23 protein-coding genes are annotated in these 24,956 nt (G+C 56.5%); 11 read left to right on the forward strand and 12 right to left on the reverse strand.

Going from position 1 to position 24,956, the window contains the following annotated elements:
• Positions 1-24 precede the first annotated feature (24 nt).
• Together CDH48_RS01895 and CDH48_RS01900 are read left to right on the forward strand one after the other, a co-directional pair.
• A complete protein-coding gene (locus CDH48_RS01895) occupies positions 25-1,317 on the forward strand; it encodes a hypothetical protein (RefSeq protein WP_227520885.1) in 1,293 nt (430 codons plus the stop codon).
• Positions 1,318-1,325: 8 nt separating this feature from the next.
• A complete protein-coding gene (locus CDH48_RS01900; RefSeq protein WP_227520886.1) occupies positions 1,326-2,129 on the forward strand; it encodes a mechanosensitive ion channel family protein in 804 nt (267 codons plus the stop codon).
• Positions 2,130-2,209: 80 nt separating this feature from the next.
• On the opposite strand, the gene CDH48_RS01905 is transcribed toward CDH48_RS01900, so the two are convergent.
• Complete coding sequence (locus CDH48_RS01905; protein ID WP_100687001.1) at positions 2,210-2,608, reverse strand: DUF4168 domain-containing protein; 399 nt, start codon at positions 2,606-2,608, stop codon at positions 2,210-2,212.
• 188 nt (positions 2,609-2,796) lie between these two features.
• On the opposite strand from CDH48_RS01905, the gene CDH48_RS01910 reads away from it, so the two are divergent.
• From CDH48_RS01910 to CDH48_RS01925, 4 genes are read left to right on the forward strand one after another with little or no spacing between them, the layout of a single operon-like run.
• Complete coding sequence (locus CDH48_RS01910) at positions 2,797-4,269, forward strand: ATP-binding protein (RefSeq protein ID WP_100687204.1); 1,473 nt, start codon at positions 2,797-2,799, stop codon at positions 4,267-4,269.
• Positions 4,266-5,699, forward strand: a complete 1,434-nt coding sequence (locus CDH48_RS01915; protein ID WP_100687002.1) for a sigma-54-dependent transcriptional regulator — start codon at positions 4,266-4,268, stop codon at positions 5,697-5,699. The genes CDH48_RS01910 and CDH48_RS01915 overlap by 4 nt, the downstream gene beginning before the upstream one ends.
• On the forward strand, positions 5,696-6,604 hold the full coding sequence (locus tag CDH48_RS01920) for a DMT family transporter (protein WP_100687003.1): 909 nt from the start codon (positions 5,696-5,698) through the stop codon (positions 6,602-6,604). Before CDH48_RS01915 ends, CDH48_RS01920 begins: the two co-directional genes overlap by 4 nt.
• Positions 6,605-6,617: 13 nt before the next feature.
• A complete protein-coding gene (locus CDH48_RS01925; protein WP_100687205.1) occupies positions 6,618-6,872 on the forward strand; it encodes a GIY-YIG nuclease family protein in 255 nt (84 codons plus the stop codon).
• On the opposite strand, the gene CDH48_RS01930 is transcribed toward CDH48_RS01925, so the two are convergent.
• Positions 6,850-7,743, reverse strand: coding sequence for an alpha/beta hydrolase (locus CDH48_RS01930; protein WP_100687004.1), 894 nt, complete (start codon positions 7,741-7,743; stop codon positions 6,850-6,852). The two genes, CDH48_RS01925 and CDH48_RS01930, sit on opposite strands and share 23 nt — an antisense overlap.
• Before the next feature lie 79 nt (positions 7,744-7,822).
• Between CDH48_RS01930 and CDH48_RS01935 the strand changes: the two genes are divergently transcribed.
• Both CDH48_RS01935 and CDH48_RS01940 read left to right on the forward strand, forming a co-directional pair.
• Positions 7,823-8,839 (forward strand): alpha/beta hydrolase, encoded by a 1,017-nt coding sequence (locus CDH48_RS01935; RefSeq protein WP_100687005.1) that lies wholly within the window; start codon positions 7,823-7,825, stop codon positions 8,837-8,839.
• A gap of 79 nt (positions 8,840-8,918) precedes the next feature.
• A complete protein-coding gene (locus CDH48_RS01940; protein WP_100687206.1) occupies positions 8,919-9,575 on the forward strand; it encodes an OmpA family protein in 657 nt (218 codons plus the stop codon).
• A gap of 83 nt (positions 9,576-9,658) precedes the next feature.
• Here the strand turns inward: CDH48_RS01940 and CDH48_RS01945 are convergent, their stop codons facing one another.
• Together CDH48_RS01945 and serA are read right to left on the reverse strand one after the other, a co-directional pair.
• Positions 9,659-9,982: a sll1863 family stress response protein gene (locus CDH48_RS01945; protein ID WP_100687006.1), complete on the reverse strand. Its 324-nt coding sequence runs from the start codon at positions 9,980-9,982 to the stop codon at positions 9,659-9,661.
• Positions 9,983-10,248: 266 nt separating this feature from the next.
• Positions 10,249-11,478, reverse strand: coding sequence for a phosphoglycerate dehydrogenase (gene serA / locus CDH48_RS01950; RefSeq protein ID WP_100687207.1), 1,230 nt, complete (start codon positions 11,476-11,478; stop codon positions 10,249-10,251).
• Positions 11,479-11,684: 206 nt separating this feature from the next.
• Between serA and CDH48_RS01955 the strand changes: the two genes are divergently transcribed.
• Together CDH48_RS01955 and CDH48_RS01960 are read left to right on the forward strand one after the other, a co-directional pair.
• Positions 11,685-13,088 carry an FAD-binding oxidoreductase gene (locus CDH48_RS01955; protein WP_100687007.1) on the forward strand — a complete coding sequence of 468 codons (1,404 nt, stop codon included), beginning with the start codon at positions 11,685-11,687 and terminating at the stop codon, positions 13,086-13,088.
• Complete coding sequence (locus CDH48_RS01960; protein WP_100687008.1) at positions 13,088-13,771, forward strand: SIR2 family NAD-dependent protein deacylase; 684 nt, start codon at positions 13,088-13,090, stop codon at positions 13,769-13,771. The genes CDH48_RS01955 and CDH48_RS01960 overlap by 1 nt, the downstream gene beginning before the upstream one ends.
• Before the next feature lie 45 nt (positions 13,772-13,816).
• Here the strand turns inward: CDH48_RS01960 and CDH48_RS01965 are convergent, their stop codons facing one another.
• The 5 genes from CDH48_RS01965 to CDH48_RS01985 form a co-directional block, all read right to left on the reverse strand.
• Positions 13,817-15,127, reverse strand: a complete 1,311-nt coding sequence (locus CDH48_RS01965) for an ABC1 kinase family protein (protein ID WP_100687009.1) — start codon at positions 15,125-15,127, stop codon at positions 13,817-13,819.
• A gap of 47 nt (positions 15,128-15,174) precedes the next feature.
• Positions 15,175-15,837, reverse strand: coding sequence for a fumarylacetoacetate hydrolase family protein (locus tag CDH48_RS01970; RefSeq protein ID WP_100687010.1), 663 nt, complete (start codon positions 15,835-15,837; stop codon positions 15,175-15,177).
• 56 nt (positions 15,838-15,893) lie between these two features.
• On the reverse strand, positions 15,894-16,436 hold the full coding sequence (locus CDH48_RS01975) for an adenine phosphoribosyltransferase (protein ID WP_100687011.1): 543 nt from the start codon (positions 16,434-16,436) through the stop codon (positions 15,894-15,896).
• A 29-nt stretch (positions 16,437-16,465) separates the two neighbouring features.
• Positions 16,466-17,764, reverse strand: a complete 1,299-nt coding sequence (locus CDH48_RS01980) for an NCS2 family permease (protein ID WP_100687012.1) — start codon at positions 17,762-17,764, stop codon at positions 16,466-16,468.
• Positions 17,765-17,921: 157 nt separating this feature from the next.
• Positions 17,922-18,533: a trimeric intracellular cation channel family protein gene (locus tag CDH48_RS01985; protein WP_100687013.1), complete on the reverse strand. Its 612-nt coding sequence runs from the start codon at positions 18,531-18,533 to the stop codon at positions 17,922-17,924.
• A gap of 223 nt (positions 18,534-18,756) precedes the next feature.
• Here CDH48_RS01985 and CDH48_RS01990 point away from each other — a divergent pair, with 223 nt between their 5' ends.
• Positions 18,757-19,737, forward strand: coding sequence for an NADPH:quinone oxidoreductase family protein (locus tag CDH48_RS01990; protein WP_100687014.1), 981 nt, complete (start codon positions 18,757-18,759; stop codon positions 19,735-19,737).
• 435 nt (positions 19,738-20,172) lie between these two features.
• Here CDH48_RS01990 and CDH48_RS01995 read toward each other — a convergent pair whose 3' ends face one another.
• The 3 genes from CDH48_RS01995 to CDH48_RS02005 form a co-directional block, all read right to left on the reverse strand.
• The gene (locus tag CDH48_RS01995) at positions 20,173-21,996 is read right to left on the reverse strand and encodes a long-chain-acyl-CoA synthetase (RefSeq protein WP_100687015.1); all 1,824 of its coding nucleotides are present in this window, start codon (positions 21,994-21,996) and stop codon (positions 20,173-20,175) included.
• 61 nt (positions 21,997-22,057) lie between these two features.
• Complete coding sequence (locus tag CDH48_RS02000) at positions 22,058-22,885, reverse strand: SDR family oxidoreductase (protein WP_100687016.1); 828 nt, start codon at positions 22,883-22,885, stop codon at positions 22,058-22,060.
• Positions 22,882-24,852 (reverse strand): acetyl/propionyl/methylcrotonyl-CoA carboxylase subunit alpha, encoded by a 1,971-nt coding sequence (locus tag CDH48_RS02005; RefSeq protein WP_100687017.1) that lies wholly within the window; start codon positions 24,850-24,852, stop codon positions 22,882-22,884. The genes CDH48_RS02000 and CDH48_RS02005 overlap by 4 nt, the downstream gene beginning before the upstream one ends.
• Positions 24,853-24,956 lie beyond the last annotated feature (104 nt).

Consider the following 24,956-nt stretch of genomic DNA (forward strand, 5'->3'; position numbering starts at 1 on the left):
TCTGCCATACAGGAGTTGTATTTTTTGAAGGATACAAACAACGAGAGCATTGTGGACCCTTGCCTTCCTGGCGGATTGATACCCGCAGAACAGTGGGAGTTACCACAGACATCCGTGCGCCGGTCTCTCAGGGATGGGATTCGCCACGCCCTGGAGCAGTTGCGGGCAGGCGTAACCCAAGCCGAAGAGCCGTTTGAGAGCATGGATGAGCTGCCCGAGTTGTCTGCCGCCCAACAGAACCGGCTGGCCCCCGAGCCGGATTATTCAGACCAGGCCAGAGCCATTGCTAGCAGCCTGGAGAAGGCCCGGGCCGCGGGTTCGCTCAGCCGTCACGTTGTTTGCCTGGTGGCACCGCCTTTTTCCGGGTTGCAGCCGGCTCTTGCCCGGTTCCCGGAGTCTGGACATTCATATTCTGTTGAGAGTGGCGGCGAAAACTGGCGCATTATTACCCCTCCGGATGCGCTGGCTTTTGACGATCATGAGGCCAGTGCATGGTGGGATAAGCAGGATTTGTCGGGCCCCTGGGTAATTCCCGAGCTTGCAGATTTCTGGCTCCGGCAACTCTCAGGCCTTGCGCTTGTCAGGGAGCTGTTTCGCAGGATCGCGAATGGCGATACGGGCGCGGGTATTGTGGGCTGCTCAAGCTGGTGCTGGCGATACTGGGGGCAGTATCTCGAGAATGTGCAAATGTCTCCCTGGACAACGGCTGCCATGGATGCCGAGAGGCTTGGGGTCTGGTTTACACACCTGGCTTCGGTTGGTGGAATAACCTCGGTGACTGCGAGGACGACGGAAGATGGTCAGTACGTGCTGCCGTTGCCGGAAGCAGACGAAACCGGCAAAAGTAAAAGCCGCAAAAAACGAAAATACAGCACTTTTTTACGCGACCTGGCCGCCGTGTCCAGGGGGAACCCCGGCGTGGCTCTGGCTATCTGGCAGAGGTCACTGCGAGCCAGGCCGGATGATGACGTGGAACTGGATGATACCGATGAAAAGCCGGCGCAACGCAGAGGTGCAGCTCATTGCTGGGTTGTGCCGCTGAGCGGGCTGAGTCTCCCCAGCATGCCCCAGAGCAAGGAGAGCATCACCGGTTTCATACTGCACGGACTGTTGCTGCACAACGGTCTTGATGCGGTTTCACTGGAAGCTGTTACAGGCGTATCTTCCTACGAACTGAGCCTGGTACTGTCGCGCCTGAAACGTGCAGAACTGGTGGCCTGTGACCCGAAAGATGAGCTCTGGCGCGTCACATCGATCGGCTATCCTACGGTTCGGCGCCATCTGCAAAGCTGGGGCTTTCCGCTTGATCAGTTTTAGGAGCACTCATGATTGATGATCTTGGTATCAAGGATGCCTTTGCCTCCATAACAGGGCAGGCGCTGCTTCAGGCTGCGCTCGTTATCGTGATCGCTTCACTGATCACCATAGCCATTCAGAAAACATTCCCGCGTATCGCCGAAAAGCTGGGTGGCAAGCCTCGCCTTTACCTGCTGGCCTCGGTGCCTCTGCTCCGGTTGCTGATTATCCTCGCTACGATTGTGGGTGTGGTTCCGATTCTGGTGGAGCCGTCTTTCGAAAATATGGTGGCCATTTTCGGCGCTCTGGCTCTGGCCCTGGGTTTTGCGTTCAAGGATTACGCCAACAGTCTCATTGCCGGCATTGTTACCCTCTACGAAATGCCATACCGGCCCGGCGACTGGATTGAAGTGGAAGGTCAATACGGTGTGGTGCGGGCCATAGGCGCGCGGGCTGCCGAGATTGTCACGCCCGATGATACGATTGTGATCATCCCCCACAACAAGCTTTGGAATTCCCTGATTGCCAACGGTAACGATGGTACCGACAACCTGATGTGTGTGGCAGATTTTCATCTGGAAGCGAACCACGACGTCAGTCGGGTGCGGGAACTGCTTCGGGATGTTGCGTTTACCAGCCCGCGAACAAAAACGTGGCAACCGGTGCTGGTGATCGTGTTCAACAAGCCCTGGGGCATGCATTACCGATTGAAGGCTTACCCGTTTGATCCCAAAGAGCAGTTCCAGTTTATTTCCGAGCTCACGGCCCGGGGGTCGGCGGAACTGGCACGCCAGGGTGTGAAATTTGTTTCTGTGCCGGTTACCGTTGGCTGAGCCGCGCACTTTGTGCTGCCGTAAAAAAGCCCCGCACGGCGGGGCTAAACTGACGAGCAGTTTTCCGGTTCTGACCGGCGTTACATCAACGCATCAATCCGGTTACGCACTTTCGGCTCGCTGCTGTAGGCAGTGGCTATGGCGTTGTAGGTCGGGATATCCATGCCCGAATCCTCAATCACCGATACCATCTCGTCGTTGGCTTCCATCTGAAGTTCCTGCGCTTTTTCCTGGGAATCAGCGGATTCAATCTTCTCGATATATTCTTCCCGCACCTCGGTGATGCCTTCCTGGGCCTTGATAAACTGCTTCAGTTCGGCGTCCGTGTAGTTGGTTTTCTGGGTGCCTGCTGCGGCGGGGTTGGAGTAGCCGCTGGACTCTCCGGTTGTTGCCGGGCTTTGCGGGTTTTGCTGGGCCAAAGCCGGGCCGGCCGTGAGCAGGGCAATAGAGGCGGTAAGGGATACAAGTAGCTTGTTCATAATCATCGTCTCCTGTTTCATTTTCGGTCACCAAGGACCCATCAAGCATCGTGCCAGAATTGAATATTTAATTTTTTGATTTAAAAACAACAACTTGAAATTTCACGCGGTTAATTTCCAGCAATGAAGCTTGTGGCGAAATGCCACATGTGGCAGAAATGTGTGGCAATTATGTCGGTGGAGACGCCATGAAACCTTCCCTGAAAAGCGCTGGCCAGGTTTTCGGTTCGATACAGTTAACGCTGGTATTGAGCATTGTTGTGCCCTTGCTCGCGATCAGCGGCCTTGCCATCTATCTCGGGTTCGGCGCCGTCGAAAGAACCCTGAACAATCGCCTGCAGGAAGATCTGGAGCTGGTTGCCCGTGCCGCCAGCGGCCCGCTTTCCCGGGCGATGCAGGAGAATGACGAACTGGTGATCGGTGATTCGCTTAAATCGATCTTCCGGATTGGTCGTGTGTCGGGGGCGTCGGTTTTCGACAGGGAGGGAACCCGGATTGCCAGCCTCGGCCTTGCTGATACCAATGTGGATAACAGCGCCAGTGCCGAACAGGTCATCAGCAGCGGCGAGCTTGGCGGCGCCTTTCGCTGGGTAGACGGGCAATCCGTTTTTTCCCATTTTACGCCCCTGGTGGCCGACGACGGCCGCATACAGGGGTTGCTCCAGATAACCCGCAGGCGCAGCGACTTTCACGAATTACTGGCTTCCAGCCGTCTGTGGGCGGTGTCTCTATGGTCGGCGGTTGCGGTAACCATCATTCTGGTGGTTGTGCTCGGGCACTACGGCGCTGTCGGGCGTCATGTGAGCCGGCTGCTGAGTACCATGGAAGGACTGGCCCCGGGCAACTGGCGGCTTGATGCGCAGCCGTCCGGCCCCCGAGAGTTGCGGCAGATATACGGCGGCGTGCGGGATATGGGCGAGCGTATGGCCCGGGCCGAGGAGGAAATACAGCAGCGCATGGCCCGGGAACGCCAGCTTGCCGAGCGCCTGGAATACCAGGAGAAAATTGCCATGATCGGGCGCGTGGCCGGCGGTGTTGCCCACGAACTGGGCGCGCCTCTGAATGTGATTCAGGGGCGCGCCGATATTCTGGCACGTCACGAGCTCACCGGTGAACAACGCCGGCAACTCGATGATATCGGCTACCAGGTAGGGCGGATGACCACCATTATTCAGCAATTGCTCGATTGCTTCCGTCATGTGCCGGATTCAAGAAGACCGGTACGCCTTGATACCGTTCTCGGGCATGTCCTGGATCGTGCCGGTGAGGATGAAAAATGCCGTGGCAAGCGACTGCGTGGCAGAGGTCTTGAAGTGGACGCCAGGGTGAACGCGGAACCTGTCAGGCTGGAGCTGGCCTGTCTGAACGTGGTGCGCAATGCGTGCCAGGCAGCCCGCTCCGAGGTTGTTTTATCGCTGCACCGTAAGCCTGGCGAGTGGGAGGTTCGTGTGGACGACGATGGCCCGGGCATAGCAGCGGAAAACCGGGAAGCTGTTTTTGAGCCCTTTTACAGTACCCGGGCGGCGGGCGAAGGTACAGGGTTGGGGCTGGCGGTTGTGAGCAGCGTACTCAAAGAGCACGGTGGCCGGATTGAGGTCGCAAGCAATGAAGCAGGGGGGTGCAGGATGAGCCTGTTCTGGCCGGTGGAGTCAGCAATATGAGTGAACACAGGGCAAAAATTCTGCTGCTGGAAGACGACGCCAGCCTGGGTATGCTGTTGAGCGAGGAGCTTGAACTGGATGGCTACCGGGTAAGCCATGCTGCAACGGTGAAAGAAGGCTGCCGATTGCTCGCCGCAGAATCGCCGGATCTGGTTGTTTCGGATCTGCGCCTGCCAGATGGTGACGGGCTGGAGCTTCTCAAGGCCGCTCAGACCGATGGCCGCAGTCTGCCGTTTATCGTGATTACAGCGTTCGGAACAGTTGATCAGGCCGTTGATGCTCTGAAAGCCGGCGCGGATGATTTTCTAACCAAGCCCTTATCCACGGACCACCTGCGCCTGAAAATACGCCGGTTGCTGGCGCAGGCGGACCTCACACGGCAACTGGAGCAGTTTCTTGCCCATAACGGGACTGATGAGTCCCTTGGCCTGATTGGCGAACATGAGACCATGGTTCGGCTCAGGTCTGAAATCCGCCAGATTGCCCGCAGTGAAGCGGCGGTACTGATTTGTGGAGAAAGCGGAACCGGTAAAGAGCTGGTTGCGAGGGCAATTCATCGGGCCAGTGGGAGAAGCTCCAAACCCTTTGTGGCGGTCAATTGTGCCGGCATTCCAGGGGAGCTTATGGAAAGTGAGTTTTTCGGCCACGAGGCGGGTGCCTTTACCGGAGCACGCCAGGCGCGCAAAGGCCTGTTCACGGAAGCTCATGGCGGCACACTGTTGCTGGATGAAATCGGGGAAATGCCCCTGGCCCTGCAGGCCAAGCTGCTGAGAGTGTTGCAGGAAGGCATGGTCAAACCCGTTGGCTCTGATCGCGAAGAACCGGTGGACGTGCGGATTCTGGCGGCAACCCATGTGGATCTTCTCAAAGCTGTGCGTGAGGGAAGCTTCCGGGAAGACCTTTACTACCGGCTGGAAACCCTGAGTCTTCGCGTTCCCCCACTCCGGGAGCGGGGGGACGATGTGGATCTGCTTGCCATGCACTTCCTGAGGGAGGCCGCCAGGCGGCATCAACGGGGATTCATGAAGCTCAGTGAGGTGAGTTCCCGTATCCTGGCAGACTATCCGTTTCCCGGAAATGTCCGTGAACTCTCCAGCGCAATTGAGAGAGCGGTCACCTTTTGTGACGGGGATACGATCCAGCCTGAGCATCTGCCGGAACGCATTCGCAAACGTCAGGGCGGTGCGGCTGCAACGCAAACCCCGGTTTCTGATGCCAGCATCTCTGAATGGCCGACACTTGAAACCCTGCAGCAGGACTATGTACGCGCCGTGATGCAGGCGGCGAACGGGAACAAGCGCCGGGCTGCCCAGATTCTGGGTATTAACCGGAGAACCCTGTACCGGTGGCTGGCAGCGGGGGAGCCGGCCAGTGAACGCCATGATGAAGACAGCTCCGGTTCAGGAGCGGTCCAGGGAGATTCGCCGTGACCAATCAGAAAACCGCCATGTTATACGGGCTGGGCACGGTGTTGCTCTGGTCCACGGTTGCAACGGCTTTCAAACTGGCGCTTGCCGATCTGGCGCCGGTGCAGATGCTGCTGGTTGCCTGTGCCTCATCAGTGCTGGTTATGGCCACTATCCTGATGCTGCAGAAGCGCTGGCATCTGGTGTTTTCATTGAGTAAAAAGCAGTATATTCAGTCATTTGGCATGGGGCTGATCAACCCCTGCCTGTATTACTTTTTTCTGTTTGGTGCCTTTGACCGGTTGCCGGCCCAGGAGGCACAGCCGCTGAATTACACCTGGGCATTGGTTCTGGCTTATCTGTCGGTGCCTTTTCTCGGGCACCGGTTGCGCAAGCTGGATATCCTGGCGGGGTTGGTGTGCTATGCGGGGGTAGTGGTGATTGCCACCCGGGGCGCCGTTACCACGCTGAGTTTTTCAGACCCCCTGGGTGTGGGCCTGGCTATTGCCAGCACGCTGGTGTGGGCCTCGTACTGGATCATTGCAACCCGCGACACACGGGATCCTGTGGTAGGGCTGTTCCTGAATTTTCTGTTTGGTCTGCCGGTTATTGCGCTGATTTGCTGGTGGACAGAGGGGCTGGCCCTGCCGGTAACCGGTTCGCTGCTTGCAGCGGTATACGTGGGCACCTTCGAGATGGGGATCGCCTTCGTGCTCTGGTCTTATGCCATGAAAAAAGCCGAAAACACCTCCAGGGTAAGCAATCTCATTTTTATTTCTCCCTTCCTGTCCCTGGTATTTATCTACTTTATTCTCGGGGAGCAGATCCTGCCGTCAACCTACGTCGGCCTGGTGCTCATTATGGCGGGGCTTTGGCTACAGCAGAAAAAAGTGAAAGAACGTGAGCGAGGGCTCGCCAGTGGCCAGTGACTGGTTCGTGTACATGGTTCGTACTGCCAACGGCGCCCTTTATACCGGCATCAGCACCGACGTACCCCGCCGCTTTGCCGAGCATCAGGCCGGCGCCCCGAAAGGAGCGCGCAGCCTGCGGGGCAAAGGTCCGCTGGAACTGGTATTCAGTTCGCCGGCGGGTAATCGCAGCCAGGCGTCACGCCTGGAATGGCATATCAAGCAGTGGCCAAGGCAACGTAAGGAAGCACTGGTACTTGGCAAGCTCAGCCTGCCAGATGCGCTCTGATATGTTCGCCCGCGGTTTTCACAGCGGCGGTGGCTCTGTCCAGTTGCCCGGCGTGCACCTGAAACACGTGCCAAAGGCTGTTGAATACTTCAAGCTGCGTTTCGACGCCCGCTTTGCGGGCCGCGTCTGCGAGTCGCTCGGCATCGTTGAGCAGAATCTCCTGGCTTCCAACCTGAATCAGTAAGGGCGGCAGGCTTTCAAAATTCCCGAAAACGGGAGAAAGCAGAGGGTTTTGCAGGGGTTCCTGGCGGGCATAGAGTTTGGCGGCTTTTGCTGTCCATCGAGCCTGTAACACGGGTTCGCACTCCGGTGAGTACAGAGCTTCCTGGGTAAGATCGGCCCAGGGTGAAAAAACTGTAAGGGACGCGGGCAGAGGTTGGTTGCTGTCACGCAGGCGCATCGCAAGTGCAACCGCGAGGCCGCCGCCGGCAGAATCTCCGGCAACGGCGATTTGTTCGGATGCAAAACCTTCATCAATCAGAGCGTTCCAGGTGGCTTCTGCATCATCCAGAGCCGCCGGGAATGGATGCTCCGGCGCAAGGCGGTAGTCCGGCGTAACCACCAGGCAGCCACTGGCTTTTGCCAGATGCCCGGTAAGGCCTTTGTGAGTGGCTGCTGAGCCGATGATGTAGCCACCACCGTGCAGATACAGCAGCGCGCCGCGTGAGGTCTGGCCCCAGGAACTTCTGATAACCGGGATGCCAGCCAGCGTGTCTGCCTGAAAACGGCAGCCCCGGGGCGGGACCGAGCTCCGGTAGGCCTGGCTTATCAATGTACGTTGAATGGGAACCGGTATCGCCGGATGAAGCACCGGCCTCACCAGGCGATTCATGGTCTGGCGCAGTCCGGTTTCAAGAAGATGTTGCAACATCTGTGTTATGCCCCCGCTATGGGTTAGGATTGTGCATCATAATTCGTATTATCTATTCATGACAGGCGTTTAACTCTACGTGTACTGGAAAACAGATACCATAGAAATACCAGACTGGGATCGCGGATCGTTGCTGGAGCGGCTTGAGCCCTTTGACCCGGGCGGCCGGGAAAAGCTGAGTGATGAGATGGAGGCATACTGCCGGTTTTATGGCCTTGATCTTTGGGTGGAGCACCCGGAGGTTACCTACCATCAGGGTTACGTAACGGCAGGCGAGCATCAGGTTATGGTGCATTATTTCCGGTTGCCGGAGCAGCAGGGCGCCCGGGGTACTGTGTTCATCATGCATGGCTATTTTGATCACGTGGGCCTGTACAGCCAGTTGATTGACCGCTGCCTCGGTGCCGGCTTCGACGTGTTGGCCTACGATCAGCCGGGGCATGGGCTGTCCAGCGGGACACCTGCCGCCATCGGCAGCTTTCTGGAATATCAGGGGGTGTTATCGCAGGTTCTGGCGCACGTTGGTGAAAAAATCCGCAGTCCCTGGTTCGCAGTGGGTCAGAGTACCGGAGCTGCCATACTGATCGACTACCTGCTCTCAAACCACCACACACAGGAAACCTCGGAGTTCCGTGAAGTGGTGTTGCTGGCGCCACTGGTACGGCCGGCAGGCTGGCTTGGAGCCAGGATGTTGCACACTCTGGCGAAGCCGTTCCTTACCCGGTGGCAGCGCGTGTTTTCCGCCAACAGCGGCAACACCCGGTTTTTACGCTTTCTCCGGGACCACGATCCGCTGCAGGCGCGGGCGGTGCATGTGGATTGGGTAAGTGCGCTGCGCACCTGGGTGCCGCACATTGAATCTGCACGCCCTGTGGACTTTCCGGTAACGGTGATTCAGGGCGAAAAGGACCAGACGGTGGACTGGCAGCACAACCTGAGAATTATCCGCAACAAGTTTGCCCAGGTGGAGGAAGTGAAAATCGCCGACGGGCGGCACCATCTGGTAAACGAAGCCAAGGATTTACAGGCAACGGTTTTCAATACCATTATTGATACGTTTGAACATTCATCGGCAAACGCCTCCGCAAACCCCTGAAGCCGTGATGAGGGCGCCGGGAGTTTGCTAGCCCGGAGTTGAAAGGCGTTTGCAATACAACCAGCCACGGGAGAATGCAGTGAAGAAAACAATGCTTGCCTTAGCAGTGACGACCATGGGCCTTGCCGGTTGCATGACCTATGACCCCTATACAGGCCAGGAGAAAACTTCCAGTGCCACCAAAGGCAGTATCATTGGTGCCGTTGGCGGTGCTGCTGTAGGCGCGGCAACCTCCAGCAAGAGTGATCGCGGTAAGGGCGCACTCATTGGTGCAGCAAGCGGCGCAGCCGTAGGCGGCGGCATTGGTTATTACATGGACAGGCAAGAGGCCATGCTGAGGCAGAAGCTGGAGGGCTCCGGTGTCCGGGTGGTTCGCAATGGTGATGAGATAGAACTCATCATGCCCGGAAATATCACCTTTGATCTGAACCAGACCACAATCAGGCCGGGATTTACCGATACGCTGGAATCGGTCGCGCTGGTACTGAAAGAATTTGACAAAACTATCATCCAGATTGAAGGCCATACCGACAGCTCCGGCTCCGACAGTTACAATCAGCTGTTGAGTGAACGCCGTGCTGGCTCGGTTCGGGATTTCCTGCTTAACCAGGGCATTGAACCCAGACGCACGCGCGCAGTCGGCTACGGTGAGCGCTACCCCATAGCTTCGAACGACACCCCGGGTGGTCGGGAACAGAACCGCCGGGTTGAACTTACTCTGGTGCCAACCCAGTAAGCGGTCCTTCTAAGACTGCCTGGTTTTAGCGGGCAAAAAAGAAGCCCCGCGATCCTCAGATGGCGGGGCTTCCTGGCTCTGTATCATTGGCTGGTTTGGTCGTTGCTGCTTGATTGGCCGGTTTTGTCGTTGCTGCCGGACAGCCAACTGTCGATCTGGTCTTTCATGTCCGAGAGCCTGTCCTCACCCGCCTCACGGATATCGGCGAGTTTGCTGGTGGCCGCGTCAATATTGCTTTCCAGAGCCTGGATTTTTTCGGAAAACTGTTTCTGAATCTCGGCTTCGGCCTGTTCATCTTTAGCTTCAGCCTTGCGGGTTTCTGCATCCTGCTTCAGTTTGTCCACCTGCTCGCGCCAGGCTTCGGTCTGAGTTTCAAGCTTCTTCTGCAATGAATCTTTCAGCGACATAAATCTCTCCTTCTGATGGTACTCAATGGTTGATCTATCTGCACTGATGATAGCAGTTGATCATGCTTCGATATTGACTGTACTCATCTGGTCAGGGAATGGGTGTGACCGGCCAAACCAGATTAACGTAAAGTTGGCCGTGTCACACTTACTAACTGGAACCGCGAGAGGTTTATATCAAGGCTGAAAAAATTAACATTCTTTAGTGTGCCGGCAGGCAAAAAAAACCGGAGCACAAGGCTCCGGTTTGTCGGGGCTGGCAGTGCTCAGAAAAGCACGCGCGCCCGGATGGTACCCTTTACCTGGAGCAGCTTTTCCAGTGCAAGTTCACCGTAGGCCTTGTCTACGTCAATAACCACGTAGCCAATATCTTCCTTGGTTTGCAGGTACTGGCCGCACACGTTGATGTCGTTCTCCGAGAACACCTGGTTGATCTCCGACATAACACCCGGCACGTTCTCGTGAATATGCAACAGGCGGTGCTGGTTAGGATGTGAAGGCAATGCAACTTCCGGGAAGTTGACAGAGGAAACAGACGTTCCATTGTCACTGTACATAGCCAGCTTTTCAGCAACTTCACGCCCAATGTTTTCCTGGGCTTCAATGGTAGAGCCGCCCACATGGGGAGTCAGGATTACGTTGTCAAATTCCCGCAGTGGAGAAACGAACTCTTCATCGTTGGACTTGGGCTCAACCGGGAAAACATCAATCGCAGCACCCAGCAGCTTTCCGCTTCTCAGGGTGTCAGCCAGTGCGTCAATATCAACAACTGTACCCCGGGATGCGTTCATCAGAATGGAGCCAGGCTTCATCTGCGCCAGCTGCTCGGCCTTGAACATGTACTTGGTGGCCGGCGTTTCCGGTACGTGCAGGCTCACAACATCGGCGATGTTAAGCAGTTCCTGCATGCTGCCTACCTGGGTGGCGTTGCCGATCGGCAATTTGGAAACCACATCGTAGAAATACACGTCCATGCCCAGGCTTTCGGCCAGAACGCTGAACTGGGTGCCAATGTTGCCGTACCCGATGATACCCAGCTTTTTGCCACGGATCTCGTAACTGTTTTTTGCCGATTTCTGCCATTCACCGCGATGCGCCTTGGCGTTTTTTTCGGGTACGCCGCGCAGCAGCAAAATAGCCTGTGCCAGAACCAGTTCGGCAACACTGCGGGTGTTGGAGAAAGGCGCGTTGAATACAGCGATACCGCGACGGGTGGCCGCCTGCAGATCCACCTGGTTGGTGCCAATACAGAAACAGCCCACGGCAACCAGCTTTTTGGCAGCCCCGAATACTTTCTCAGTCAACTGGGTGCGTGAGCGAATGCCGACAAAATGCGCATCGGCAATCTTCTCAATCAGATCCTCCTCGGCCAGCGAGTGGCTGAGGTACTCAATGTTTGTGTAGCCGGCGGCATTCAGGGTATCCAGTGCGGACTGATGCACGCCTTCCAGCAGCAGAATGCGGATTTTGCTCTTTTCGAGAGACGTCGTTGACATGGGCTTTGATTCCGAACCTTTCATCGCATGAAATGACCTGCAGCCAGTGATCGTCGGGGCTGGCTCACAGAACAGGGGCGGTATGATACCATAAAAGCAACTTTTCACAGTGTGCTGGTTCGCCTGAATCAAGTGCGCGGATAACTTTTTGTCCGGAGCCCTTTTTTCAGTGAGCCTGGCGCAACCCTGACGAGACTGATGCATTCATGAACTCTGAACAGATCATTGCTTCCCTGAAAGAGCTGGTCGCCACCAGCGAGGCGCCTGGAAAGGTACTGACTGACGCCGCTGATCTCGATAGCTATGGCAAGGACTGGACGCGCATATACGCCCCCAACCCCCTGGCCATAGTGCTCCCGAAAACCACCGAACAGGTTCAGGCTCTGGTGAAGTTTGCCAATGAGCACAATGTAGCACTGGTTCCTTCAGGTGGTCGCACCGGGCTGAGTGCCGGCGCCGTTGCCGCCAAAGGCGAGGTGGTTGTTGCCTTCGACAACATGAACCAGATCCTGGATTTCAATGCCAGTGACCGGCTGGTTCGCTGCCAGGCCGGTGTTGTAACCGAACAGCTGCAGAATTTTGCCGAAGAAAACAATCTTTACTACCCGGTGGATTTCGCCTCCGCCGGTTCCAGCCAGCTTGGTGGTAACCTCTCCACCAATGCCGGCGGCATCAAGGTGATCCGCTACGGCATGAGCCGCGACTGGGTGGCCGGACTGAAAGTGGTCACCGGCAAAGGCGATATTCTTGATCTGAACAAGAATCTGGAAAAAAACAACACCGGTTACGACCTGCGCCACCTGTTCATCGGCGCCGAAGGTACCCTGGGCTTTATTACCGAAGCCACCATGAAGCTCTCGCGCCAGCCGGATAATCTCACAGTCCTGGTGCTCGGGCTCAACGACCTTGGCAACACCATGGACGTGCTCAAAACCTTCCAGAGTGGCCTTGACCTGACCGCTTACGAATTCTTCTCGCACCAGGCCATGGCGCACGTTCTGGCCCATGGCCAGGTGCCGGCGCCGTTTGAGACCGAAGCGCCTTACTACGCACTACTGGAATTTGAAGCGACGTCAGACCAGGTAATGGACGATGCCATGAGCCTGTTCGAGCAATGCATGGAAAACGGCTGGGTACTGGACGGTGTGATCAGCCAGAGCGAAACCCAGGCCCATAACCTCTGGCAGTTGCGTGAACGTATTTCCGAATCCATTGCGCCCCGCACACCCTACAAAAACGACATTTCCGTAGTGGTTTCCAAAGTACCGGGGTTCCTGCAGGAAATTGATAAAGTGGTGACCACCCATTACCCCGACTTCGAGATCATCTGGTTCGGTCACATTGGCGATGGTAACCTGCACCTCAACATCCTGAAACCGGAAAACATGGCCAAAGAAGACTTCTTCGAAAAATGCCAGCAGGTGAACAAGTGGGTGTTTGAAATCGTCGAGAAATACCAGGGCAGCGTCTCCGCCGAACACGGCGTAGGCATGACCAAAAAGCCCTACCTGAAGTACACCCGCAGCGAAGCGGAAATTGCTTATCTGAAAGGAATCAAACAGGTATTTGATCCCAACGGCATAATCAACCCAGGCAAGATCTTTGACTGATGCAAAGGCACATTGTAGTACTCACCGGCGCTGGCATCAGCGCCGAAAGCGGCCTCTCCACCTTCCGTGACAACGGCGGCCTCTGGGAGCAGCACAGTGTATACGACGTTGCCACCCCTGAAGCCTTCGCCCGTAATCAGGAGCTGGTGCTGCGCTTCTACAACGAACGCCGGCGCCAACTTGCCAAAGCCCAGCCAAACCGTGCCCACAAACTGCTGGGCGAACTGGAAAAACACCACCGTGTAACGATCGTTACCCAGAACGTCGACGATCTGCACGAACGCGGCGGCTCCAGCAACGTAATCCACCTGCACGGCGAACTCACCAAAGCCCGAAGCTCGGTCAACCCGGAGTTGATTTACAACATAGGCTACCGGGACATAAAACCTGGCGAAAAATGCGAGTACGGCGAGCAACTGCGCCCTCACATCGTCTGGTTTGGCGAAGAAGTTCCCATGCTGGAGAAAGCAGCCGACATAGTGCGCACCGCAGACGACCTGCTGATCGTTGGCACCTCGTTACAAGTTTACCCCGCTGCCGGGCTGGTGCATGAAGTGGAGCGGGATGTGCCCATCACGGTGATAGACCCCGGTGAAACAGCGGGTGTTTCCCGTGCGAGGGTTATCCGAAAAGGTGCGGGTGAGGGCGTTGCGGAGTGGGCAGCGAAGTTTTTAGCCAGGTAGCTGGAGATACTGCTTAGCCAAGGCCGTCAGCACCAAACACACCAATCAGGGCGACTCCGCAAGATACCGCCGAAGCTCCTCACCAAAAGCAGCCTGAACCCCCAGCCGCTTCAGCATCCAGTAGTGCCCCGCGATCATCCGGTCAATAAAAATACTCTCAACCGGCGGCTTGAACGAATCCAGATATTTGAACACCGTACTTGTCTTGGCCGCCACCTGTTTATGAATATTGGCCTCACCAAAATCGTAAGGCTGCTCCGTGTCAAAAGGCACCACAAGGATATCCCGCCACATCGCGTAGTAAGCCTCATCAATAGCCGGCTGACTCCCAACCCGCGCACCCAGATCAATCAGGTATGCATCCAGCGCCTTGTAATCCTGTGCCAGCGCTGCTGTAACCGCATTACGATAGGCTTCAACAATCTCCGGCTTCAGCTTTTTCACACAGCCGAAATCGTACATCACAATGCTGCCATCCGGCCGGTACGCAAAATTGCCGGCGTGAGGGTCTCCATGGATACACTGAAAACGGAATAACTGATCCGCCATGGTCGTAAACATGCGATGGCCGATCAGATTGATGGTGGCCTGATCGTAGCGCTCTGGTGTGACCTCGCTGACGTGGTCGCCTTCCTCCAGCTCCAGAGTGAGCACATGGCGGGTAGAATGGCTGTGAATCACAGCAGGAATGGCGACCCAGGCATCATTCTTGTGAAACTCCCGGAACAGCTCAATGTTGCGGGCCTCATTCTCGTAATCCAGTTCTTCCCGCAGGCGCTCACGAATCTCCGTGAACAGCTGGTCAACCGACTCCTTCGGCATCTTCAACAGGCCGCCAAGCTTCAGGGCAAGGCGTAGCTGTTTCAGATCAGAATCGCAGGACTCATCCACACCCGGGTACTGCACCTTTACGATCACATCCGTGCCATCGTGCAGCCGGGCCCGGTGTACCTGACCAATGGAGGCCGCTGCGTAGGGTTGTTCCTGAAGATACTCAAACAACTCGCCAACCGGTTTGCCCAGTTCGGCCTCAATCTGCTCAAGAATGATCTCGAAAGGCATGGGCGGCGCTTCTTTCTGAAGCTTCTGCAGCGCATCCGAAAACTCCCGGGGCAGGAAATCCTGGGTCTGCGAGGCGATCTGGCCCACCTTCATGGCCGCCCCTTTCATTTCGCCGAGCGTATCGGTGATACGGCTGGCCATGCGGGTGTAACTCTCGCTGCGAGCACCATCGTCGTTCTCGCTGCTGAACAGGCTGCGGGCTTTCTGACCGGCATACTGCCCCGCCACAGAGGCGGTCATGCCCGCAAGCTTGAAGAAACGACCACTACGTGAGGTAACCGGTTTTTTTGCCATGCCTGACTATACGTGCCCTTCAGATAGAAAGATTGTGCCTGCTCAAGTTAAACCACTTTGGTGGAGACAGACAACTGATCTTCCAGCTGCAGAGCCAGAATCTGCCCGGAATGCAGCGGGCCCACACCTTTCGGAGTGCCGGTAAGAACCACATCGCCGGGCAGAAGCGTGAAGTGGCGGCTTATATGAGCCAGCAGCGGGATGATGGGGAAGAGCATGTCCCGGGTATCGCCGCTTTGCTGAGGCTGCCCGTTGATATCCAGGCTGAACAGGATATGATTTTTGCGGAAATGCTCGGCGGCCACAAACGGAGACAGTGGGCAGGCGCCATCAAAGGCTTTCGCCCGCTCCCAGGGGTGTCCCTTTTCTTTCAACTGGTTTTGCAGGTCGCGAAGGGTCAGGTCCAGTGCCAGGCCATAACCAAGAACAGCGGCCTGGGCTTCACTGGCAGACGCATTAGTGAGGGGCTTGCCAATAAGTACCGCCAGTTCGGTTTCGAAATGCACCTGCCCCTGGTTGGCCGGGAGTACAAGAGGGCGCGTTACATGCACGGCAGCGGTTGCCGGTTTTATAAACAACAGAGGCTCTGAAGGTACCGGGTTGTCAAGCTCTTTGGCGTGTTCTGCGTAATTGCGGCCAACGCAAACAACCTTTCCCAGAGGCAGGTGCACCGGAGTGCCGTCTTTCCAATGGTGCTGGTAATGATCCATGGTGTCCTCCCGGAGCGCTCAAAATGCACTATGAATGGTGTTGGAGGACAAAACCTTTATTCGCCCTCGAATGAGCACACAGTATAGACCTTCAGGCCCTCTTCCTGCAGCCTGGCGGACCCGCCAAGATCGGGCAGGTCGATCATGGCCGCAACTTCTACAATGTTAGCGCCAATACGGCGGATCAGCCGGGCCGCTGCCAGCATGGTGCCGCCGGTGGCAATCAGGTCGTCAACCAGTATTACGTTATCGCCGGGTTTGAACGCGTCCTGGTGCAGCTCTACGGAAGCGGTTCCGTACTCAAGTTCGTAGTCTTCCACCAGGGTATCGAATGGCAGCTTGCCTTTCTTGCGCACCAGAACCAGTGACGCATTAAGCTCATAGGCGAGGGCCGAGCCTATGATAAATCCGCGGGCATCCACCGCGGCCACAGCGTCAATCTTGTGGCCGTGGTAACGGTGGACAAAGGCATCAATCAGTTTCCGGAAGGCTGTCTTGTCTTGTAGAACCGTGGTGATGTCACGAAAGGCAACACCGGGCTTGGGCCAGTCTGGCACAGTGCGGATAGCTTGTTTGATGCTTTGGGAGAAATAATCCATAAAAATCAGGCTCTCGGCCCGGGCGCAGCTCAGGCTGCGTCCAGAAAAATGAATTTCAGGATGAACACCGCAGAGATCACCACCACACTGGCGTTCAGGTCAGTCCAGCGCCCACTCAGGGCTTTAATAACGGTGTAAGTGATAAAGCCCAGGGCAATACCGTTGGCGATGGAAAAGGTTAACGGCATCATCAGCGCGGTAACAACAGCAGGTGCCGCATCTGTAATGTCGTCCCAGTCTATCAGTTTCAGGCCACTGGCCATCAACACCGCAACGTACAGCAGCGCCGGCGCTGTGGCGTAGGCCGGAATGATGCTGGCGATGGGAGACAAAAGCAGGCTGGCAAGGAACAGAAGGGCGACAACGACAGCCGTGAGCCCGGTGCGACCGCCGGCGGAGATGCCTGCGGTGGATTCAATGTAACTGGTAGTGGTTGAAGTGCCCAGGGCCGCACCGGACATGGTTGCAACGGAGTCGGACATCAGCGCACGGCCAAGCCTTGGCAGCTTGCCATCTTTATCCAGAAGCCCGCCGCGTTGGGCGGCACCAATCAGCGTGCCGGAGGTGTCGAATAGATCCACGAACAGAAATGCGAACACAATACTGATCATGCCCACATTCAGGGCGCCGGCGATATCAAGCTGCATAAACGTGGGCGCAAGGCTCGGTGGCGCAGAAGCAAAGCCTTTGTACTCCACCATGCCCAGCATCATGGCAATTATTGTCACCGCAATAATACCAATCATGACGGCACCGGTTATACGCCGGAACGACAGCGCACAGATCAGTACAAACCCACCGAAGAACAGCAGGCTTTCTGCGGTTTTCAACTCACCCAGGCCAACCAGCGTTGCCGGGTTGTCGACTACCACGCCGGCATTTTTAAGGGCAATCAGCGCCAGGAAAAAACCAATACCGGCAGAAATGCCGAAGCGCAGGGACATGGGGATGCTGTTGATGATCCATTCGCGAATCCTGAAAATACTCAGCAGGAAGAAAATCAGGCCGGAGAGGAAGACTGCGCCCAGCGCTACCTGCCAGCTGTAACCGAGACTGCCCACAACCGTGAACGAGAAAAAGGCGTTCAACCCCATGCCCGGAGCGAGAGCGATCGGGTAGTTTGCCCAAAGGCCCATGATCAGCGTGCCGATGGCTGCTGCCACGCAGGTGGCAACAAACACTGCCCCGAAATCCATGCCAGTGGAAGACAGAATGCTGGGGTTGACCACGATGATATACGCCATGGTCAGGAAAGTGGTGATGCCTGCAACCAGTTCTCTATGAACGTTGGTGCCGTGGGCCTGAAGTTGGAATAATCTTTCGAGCATGACGGGAGTCTGCCTCTCAGGATGCCAGAGTGTGGAGTTGCGGAGTCTGTTTACAGTGTTAAGAGTGGTGCGTGAAAAAACGGCAATCTTACCGGCTGAGAGGGCTCAGGCCAAGAGATGATTGAAGGTTCCATACAGGCGTGCCCAGGCACCGGATTCACATCGGATCGCGTTGCAAGCGGATATCGAAACGCACCGCCGCCATCCGGACAATCACAATAAAAAGCAGGCCAATCGTGAGCGACAGGGCTTCGCTTTGCAGGGCCCACTGGCACAGGAAGTAGAGCCAGCATCCCGCAAACGATATGGACGCGTAAATCTGGTCCTTGCGGAAAATAAACGGCACCTCGTTACACAGGGTATCGCGCAGGGCGCCGCCGAATGTTCCGGTCATCACGCCGAGCAGTGACGCGATAAACCAGGAGTGGCCCAGGTCGAGCGCCAGCTGCGCCCCGAGTATCGAGAAAGTGCCGAGGCCTATGGCATCCGGAAATACGATCCAGGAGGGGCGAATACGCTCCGTGTGCTTCCAGTAGCTGAATACAACCGCCATGGCAAGAATCAGAATGGGCTGTTCTTCGTGCTTGATCCAGTAAACCGGGTGGTTTGCCATAATGAGGTCGCGCAGGGTGCCGCCGCCCAGAGCGGTAATAAATCCAATGGTGAAAACCCCGACCGGATCCATATTCTTGGAGCGGGCAACCATCATGCCTGATATTGCGAAGGCAACAATCCCAATCATTTCAAGTGAATAGACAATGTCTGGCATAGGAAACCCTGAAAGGAAGGCAGATGGTTTGTGAGCGGATCGGATCAGGAGGGCGAAGGATAGCGGAAAACCGCGCCTGATTCACCTCCGGGCCGTTAGTGTATAGGTAGGTTATAAATCGCGTTTATTGAAGTGGATAAAGGTTCTTTATTTGCTTCATGGGCCGAGTCTGTTTAGCTTGACGTAATTCAATAAAAACAGAATTTTATCAAAAGGAGCTCCCATGAAAGCGATCCTCTGCAAAGAATATGGCCCGGCTGAAAACCTGGTCATTGAAGACGTGCCGAGCCCGGAGGCCAAAGGCCGTGGTGTAAAGGTTCGCGTAAAAGCCGCAGGCCTGAACTTTCCCGATACTCTGATTATCGAAGGCAAGTACCAGCTTAAACCAGCCATGCCGTTCTCACCGGGTGGAGAGTTGTCGGGTGAAGTCATTGCAACAGGGGACAAGGTAACCCGCTTCAAAGCCGGTGACCGGGTAGCCGGCCTGACCGGTTACGGCGCCTTTGCTGAGGAAGTGATCGTGCCCGAGCACAACCTGCTGCCGATACCGGAAGGCATGAGCGACGAGAAAGCCGCTGCCTTTACCATGGTATACGGCACGTCCTACTACGCCCTCAAACAGCGCGCCAATATCCAGCCGGGCGAAAGCCTTCTGGTACTGGGCGCCAGCGGCGGCGTGGGCCTGGCAACTGTAGAGTTAGGCAAAGCCATGGGCGCCCGGGTAATCGCCGCCGCCAGTTCCGCGGCGAAGCTGGAGGTCGCCAAAGCTGCCGGTGCGGATGAGCTGATCAATTACACGCAAGAGCCCCTGAAAGACGCGGTAAAGCGCCTGACCAGTAGCAAAGGCGTGGATGTGATCTACGATCCTGTCGGTGGCGATTTCACAGAGCAGGCCCTGCGTGCCATGGCCTGGAACGGCCGCCACCTGATCATCGGCTTCGCCGCCGGTGAGATCCCCAGGATTCCCGCGAACCTGCCGCTGCTGAAGGGCTGTTCAGTTGTCGGCGTGTTCTGGGGCAGCTTCACCCAGCGGGAGCCGGAGGCAAGTGCTCAGAACATGATGGAGCTGATGAAGCTCTACGCTGCAGGTAAAATTGATCCAAAAGTCAGCGAAGTCTACGAGTTCGAGGATTACGCCAAGGCGTTGGGTGCCCTGACTGAGCGGCGTGCTACCGGGAAGGTGGTGCTGAAGGTTGGCTCCTGAGTTTTGGTCTGGCTGTAGCCTGACGGTTCTGGTTCAAAGCCTTGGCTGACAGGCCTCCCCCAAAACCGCTACGAGCACGTCCATGTGCGCTTGTTTCCGGCCATCCATGGCCTCCAACATTTTGGGGGAGGCCTGTCAGCCAAGGCTTCCTGGCTTCTCAGATATATCGAAACTCAAATGATTCTGGCTAATGATTTTCTAGGCATTGTTCCTGTTGACCCTTTGTGCGGCTTTGATATCTCAGGTTTTTTGTTGCAGGCGAGTAGGTATGTCTGGTCGCGTTGGTGGGAGCCCCCTCCCAAAAATGACTGCGGCCATGGATGGCCGCAGTCAAGTGCACATGGATGTGCTCGTAGCGGTTTTTGGGAGGGGGCTCCCACCAACGCAGTCCGCAGAGTTATAGGCAATGGCCCGAAGTTTCAGGCCAAGCCCAAGTCAGAAGTTAAACTGCCCGGAATCAATATCCGAAACCAGCTCCGGGGTCAGCAATGTGTAGCCCTCTGTTTTGGGCAGCCGCACATAAACCTCCTCATTGGGTCGCTCCAGAGTGTAACCGGCTTTCTGGATATCCACCTTGCGATACTTGAAGGTACCCGTTTTCTCGATGGCCCCGGTGACGCGCACAAATACCGGTACCGCGTAGGCCGGCAGGTTATCCCGCATGTAGGCCAGGAGCTTGTTGATATCGAAATTATTCTTGTTCGGTACCAGCGTTACCATTCCCGCCTTGCCGTTGGTTTTCGGAATCTCCACCCCGTAAACAATGGCTTCTTCTACCATTCCGGAACCATCGATGATGTTCTCAACTTCATTGGTTGAAACATTTTCGCCTTTCCAGCGGAAGGTGTCCCCCATTCGATCCACAAACTGCAAATGGCGGCAGCCGATTTCTTTCAACACATCGCCGGTGTTGAACCAGGCATCGCCTTTCTTGAACGCATCGCGCAGGATGGATTTTTCCGTGGCTTCTTTCTGGGTGTAGCCCTCAAACGACCACTTCTTGGTGATTTCGCCGATGAGCAGGCCGGGTTGGCCTTTTGCCACTTCCTGCAGCATACCCTTGTCATTCCGGATCGGGTCGCGGGTGCCGTCGTGGAACTTCACCAGTTTGTAGGGTGCGGTGGACAACCCAACGGTATTATCCTGGTTAAAAAAGTTACTGAAGCCAATGTTGCCCTCGCTGGAGGCGTAGAGCTCTGCGATAGTCTCGATGCCAAACCGCTCCTTGAACTCCTTCCAGATTGAGGGGCGCAAACCGTTACCGAGCATCTTGGTCAGTCGGTGGTTTCTGTCCTGATCGCTTGGGGGCTGGTTCAGCAGATAGCGGCAGAGTTCGCCGATGTAGCCGAATACGGTCGCATCGTAACGGCGCACGTCGTCCCAGAAGGCGCTGGCGGAAAACTTGCGGCGTAGTGCAAAAGCTGAGCCTCCGGCCAGCACCGAGCCCCAGCAAACCACAAGGCCGGTGCCGTGATAAAGCGGCAGGGTGCAGTAGAAAACGTCTTCAGGTTTCATAGACAGCGACATCAAGCCGAAGCCACCATAGGCCTTCAGGAACTTGTTGTGCGAACCCGGGGCAGCCTTGGGCAGGCCGGTTGTGCCAGAGGTGAACAGATAAATTGCCGTGTCACCGGTTCTGGGCGGGTCACTCAGAACCGGGTTGTCGCTGTTGAAGGTGCTGACCTGCTGCGCCATGTTGGCGTAGCCGGCAGGCGCCTCGCCGAATGTGTTGAGGGTGTTGGTGTCGGCGAGGAACAGGAAGGGTGTGGGGTGGTCGAGTGCAAGGCTGGCTTTCACCTCGTCAAATACAGAAACCAGCTCCTCGCCAACCACCACCATTTTCGGGCTGACCAGCCTGGCGCTGTGTTCAAGCACCTTGCCTTTCTGTGAAGTGTTCATCATGGCGCAGGCCACGCCGATTTTTGCGGCACCTGTAACGACCGCCAACACTTCCGGGCGGTTTTCCAGAAGAACCGCTATAGAGTCACCTTTTTTCAGCCCCTGGGCCTGTAAATAACCGGCAATGCGATTTGCCCAGGCGTTGAAGTCGGCCCAGGTTATACGGCGGTCCTCAAAGAGAATTGCCGGCCTGTTGCCGAACTTTTCAGCGTTGTTTTCAACCAGGGTTCCGAGGGTCAGGGTTTTCTGCGTATCCTTGATCGAGTAGTAATATAAGCCTCTGGCGATAGCCGGGAATCGTTTCATTATTCCCGGCATGCTGCGTGCGATATCCATCGCAGTAACTTTGTCTTGGTTCATGGTTTTTCCGTAAGATGTTTTTATAGTTAATCAGGTGCTTCGGAATAACCTCGCCGTGAGGCTAGTCCAGATAAAGGTCCGGCAACAGGGGTTTATCACCGGCTTTGTATCGGTAACCTTCGAAATCGGTTACGCCGTCCTGGCGTAGCACGTCCTCGTCAATAAGGTTCTGGCCAGTCAACTGGTCCACGGGTCGGTTCAGTATGCTTACAGCTGCATCCGCCATAATGTCTGGCTTCCGGCCTTGTGCCATTAACTGTTCGCCTCCCGCTTCGTGCTGAATCGCAGCAGTGGCTATAATGGTTTTAGGCCAAAGGGTGTTCACGGCAATGCCGTAACGTCTGAACTCCTCGGCCATGCCGATGCTGATCATGGTCATGGCGTATTTTGTGGAGGTATAGGGCCCGAAGTGCGCAAACCATTTCGGGTCCAGGTTCAGAGGTGGTGACATGCTCAGGATGTGGCCGCGCCCGGATTTTTTGAGCCAGGGCAAAGCGGCCTGGCTGCAGGCCATCACCGCACGGGCATTGACCTGGTGCAACAGATCAAAGCGGCTGACCTTCAGTTTCTCTACACCGGCCAGGCGTATGGCGCCGGCGTTGTTGATCAGGGCGTCAATGCCGCCAAAGTGCCCAGCTGCTTCATCAATGCGCTGTTTGATCTGTTCTTCATCGCGCACATCAAGCACCAAAGGCAGTGCCTGGCCACCCGCTGCCCGAACTTCCTCAGCCACCGTATAAATGGTTCCCGGCAGTTTCGGGTGGGGTGTGTCGGACTTGGCAGCTATAACAACATTCGCGCCCTGGCGAGCACAGGCAAGAGCGATCGCGCGGCCGATGCCCCGGCTGGCGCCGGTAATAAATACGGTTTTCTTGTCCAGGGTGTTCATTTCCTGCTCTCCTGTCCGGATGATTCGCCGGCAGTGATTTCTGCCAGCAACTGGTTGCGCTTCACCTGATCGCCCTTGCTGGTCAGAACCTGGCTGACGACACCGTCGCAGTCGGCTTTAACCGGGTGCTCCATTTTCATGGCTTCCAGTATGACCAGGGTGTCCCCCTGGCGAACCGTCTGCCCGGCCTCCGCCAGCACGTCAATAATGGCGCCGTCCATTGAAGCCTGAATGCGCCCGCTGCCCGTGCCGTTGGCACCTGCCGCTGGCTGGTGAGTAAGGTCAGTGACCGACCACGACTCTCCGAACGCCTGTAAATATAGGGAATCTCCGCTGCGGTGATATTGGCAACGCTGACGGATACCATTGTCGATAATGCATAAGACACCGTTCTGCACGCTGGTGACAATCATTTCGTACCGCTCATCACCAAACTGGCAGGAAAGCTGGCTGCCACTGCTTTGTACCAGCAGTTCAACAACTTCGTCACCGGTGTCCAGCTTCATCGGCGTATTGGTGGCCGGGGCGTTGCTCCAGGCTTCCTGGCCTGCGGTGCCGTGGGCCAGTACGCAGGCTGCAAGAGCAAGCTGGCGGATCTGCAGTTTGGCTGGCTGCAGGGATGGGTCATCGCTGAAGGCCTGCTGCAGGAAGGCCGTGGTGGCTTCGCCGGCACCAAAGGTGCTGTCTGCGATGATGCGGCTCAGGAAATACCGGTTGGTGGTGACGCCAAAAACTGTGGTGTCGTCCAGCGCACGGATCAGCCGACGGCGGGCCTCATCGCGGTTTTCACCCCAGGCAATCACTTTCGCGAGCATGGGGTCGTAGTGAGGTGTGACTTCGTCGCCGGAGCGCACACCTGTGTCATAACGCAAGCCCTCGCCTTCGGCAGGCTGGAAGGTGTGCAGCGGCCCGGTTTGGGGTGTGAAGCCGTTGGACGGGTCTTCGGCGTAGAGCCGGACTTCTATGGCATGGCCGTTCAGTTTAATCTGGTTTTGCGCCAGTGGTAGCGGCAGGCCTTCGGCAACTGTCATTTGCCAGGCTACCAGATCCTGGCCGGTGATCAGTTCGGTAACCGGGTGTTCTACCTGCAGGCGGGTATTCATTTCCAGGAAGTAGAAGTTACGACCCTTGTCAACGAGGAATTCGACGGTGCCGGCGCCTTCGTAGTTGCAGGCCAGTGCCGCTTTTACCGCGGCTTCGCCCATGGCGGCCCGGAGTTCGGGGGTCACGAAGGGGGAGGGCGCTTCTTCAACAACTTTCTGATGGCGGCGCTGTACCGAGCAATCACGCTCGCCAAGATAGACAGCGTTGCCATGGCGGTCGGCAAAGACCTGTATTTCCACATGGCGCGGTTCGATAACGGCTTTTTCGAGAATCAGCTCGTCATCACCGAAGGCCTGTTTGGATTCTGAGCGTGCACGTTTGATGTTGTCCGCCAGTTCGGATTCACTCTTTACCAGGCGCATGCCGCGGCCACCGCCACCGGCAGAGGCTTTGATCATCAGCGGGTAGCCGATGTCGGCTGCGGCGGCCATGAGTTCGTCGTCGCTGGCATTGTTGCCTTCGTACCCGGGGACAACCGGTACACCGGCTTTCTGCATGGCGATTTTGGAGCGCCGCTTGCTGCCCATGAGTTCGATGGCGCTGGCGGGCGGGCCTACGAATACGATGCCGGCTTCTTTACAGGCATTTGAAAAGCCGGCGTTTTCAGAGAGGAAGCCGTAACCGGGGTGGATGCAATCTGCGCCGGTTTTGCGTGCGGCATCGAGTATGGCGTCGGCGTTCAGATAGGACGCGGATACTTGTGCCGGCCCTATGCAAACGGCTTCATCGGCCAGTTCGGTGTGCATGGCGTTGGCGTCTGCCTCGGAGTATACGGCGACGGTGCGGTATCCGAGGGCTTTGGCGGTGCGAATAACGCGGACTGCGATTTCGCCCCGGTTAGCTATTAATAGCTTTTTCAGCATAGCGCTTGTCTCGTAAGTTTGTGCCTGTCCGTGAGGGGCGGGGAGGGCGTATTCAGGAAACCGCTACGAGCACATCCATGTGCGCTTGACGTCGGCCATCCTTG

It is taken from the genome of Marinobacter aromaticivorans, from assembly GCF_002806975.1.
GTDB classification, from domain to species: Bacteria; Pseudomonadota; Gammaproteobacteria; order Pseudomonadales; family Oleiphilaceae; genus Marinobacter; species Marinobacter aromaticivorans.

What these genes read in the sequence shown, in the direction of transcription:
- CDH48_RS01900 (WP_227520886.1), top strand. Translation starts at nt 1,326, where the DNA reads ATGATTGATGATCTTGGTATCAAGGATGCCTTTGCCTCCATAACAGGG.
- CDH48_RS01905 (WP_100687001.1), bottom strand. Translation starts at nt 2,608, where the DNA reads ATGAACAAGCTACTTGTATCCCTTACCGCCTCTATTGCCCTGCTCACG.
- CDH48_RS01910 (WP_100687204.1), top strand. Translation starts at nt 2,797, where the DNA reads ATGAAACCTTCCCTGAAAAGCGCTGGCCAGGTTTTCGGTTCGATACAG.
- CDH48_RS01915 (WP_100687002.1), top strand. Translation starts at nt 4,266, where the DNA reads ATGAGTGAACACAGGGCAAAAATTCTGCTGCTGGAAGACGACGCCAGC.
- CDH48_RS01925 (WP_100687205.1), top strand. Translation starts at nt 6,618, where the DNA reads ATGGTTCGTACTGCCAACGGCGCCCTTTATACCGGCATCAGCACCGAC.
- CDH48_RS01930 (WP_100687004.1), bottom strand. Translation starts at nt 7,743, where the DNA reads ATGTTGCAACATCTTCTTGAAACCGGACTGCGCCAGACCATGAATCGC.
- CDH48_RS01945 (WP_100687006.1), bottom strand. Translation starts at nt 9,982, where the DNA reads ATGTCGCTGAAAGATTCATTGCAGAAGAAGCTTGAAACTCAGACCGAA.
- serA (WP_100687207.1), bottom strand. Translation starts at nt 11,478, where the DNA reads ATGTCAACGACGTCTCTCGAAAAGAGCAAAATCCGCATTCTGCTGCTG.
- CDH48_RS01955 (WP_100687007.1), top strand. Translation starts at nt 11,685, where the DNA reads ATGAACTCTGAACAGATCATTGCTTCCCTGAAAGAGCTGGTCGCCACC.
- CDH48_RS01960 (WP_100687008.1), top strand. Translation starts at nt 13,088, where the DNA reads ATGCAAAGGCACATTGTAGTACTCACCGGCGCTGGCATCAGCGCCGAA.
- CDH48_RS01965 (WP_100687009.1), bottom strand. Translation starts at nt 15,127, where the DNA reads ATGGCAAAAAAACCGGTTACCTCACGTAGTGGTCGTTTCTTCAAGCTT.
- CDH48_RS01970 (WP_100687010.1), bottom strand. Translation starts at nt 15,837, where the DNA reads ATGGATCATTACCAGCACCATTGGAAAGACGGCACTCCGGTGCACCTG.
- CDH48_RS01975 (WP_100687011.1), bottom strand. Translation starts at nt 16,436, where the DNA reads ATGGATTATTTCTCCCAAAGCATCAAACAAGCTATCCGCACTGTGCCA.
- CDH48_RS01980 (WP_100687012.1), bottom strand. Translation starts at nt 17,764, where the DNA reads ATGCTCGAAAGATTATTCCAACTTCAGGCCCACGGCACCAACGTTCAT.
- CDH48_RS01985 (WP_100687013.1), bottom strand. Translation starts at nt 18,533, where the DNA reads ATGCCAGACATTGTCTATTCACTTGAAATGATTGGGATTGTTGCCTTC.
- CDH48_RS01990 (WP_100687014.1), top strand. Translation starts at nt 18,757, where the DNA reads ATGAAAGCGATCCTCTGCAAAGAATATGGCCCGGCTGAAAACCTGGTC.
- CDH48_RS01995 (WP_100687015.1), bottom strand. Translation starts at nt 21,996, where the DNA reads ATGAACCAAGACAAAGTTACTGCGATGGATATCGCACGCAGCATGCCG.
- CDH48_RS02000 (WP_100687016.1), bottom strand. Translation starts at nt 22,885, where the DNA reads ATGAACACCCTGGACAAGAAAACCGTATTTATTACCGGCGCCAGCCGG.
- CDH48_RS02005 (WP_100687017.1), bottom strand. Translation starts at nt 24,852, where the DNA reads ATGCTGAAAAAGCTATTAATAGCTAACCGGGGCGAAATCGCAGTCCGC.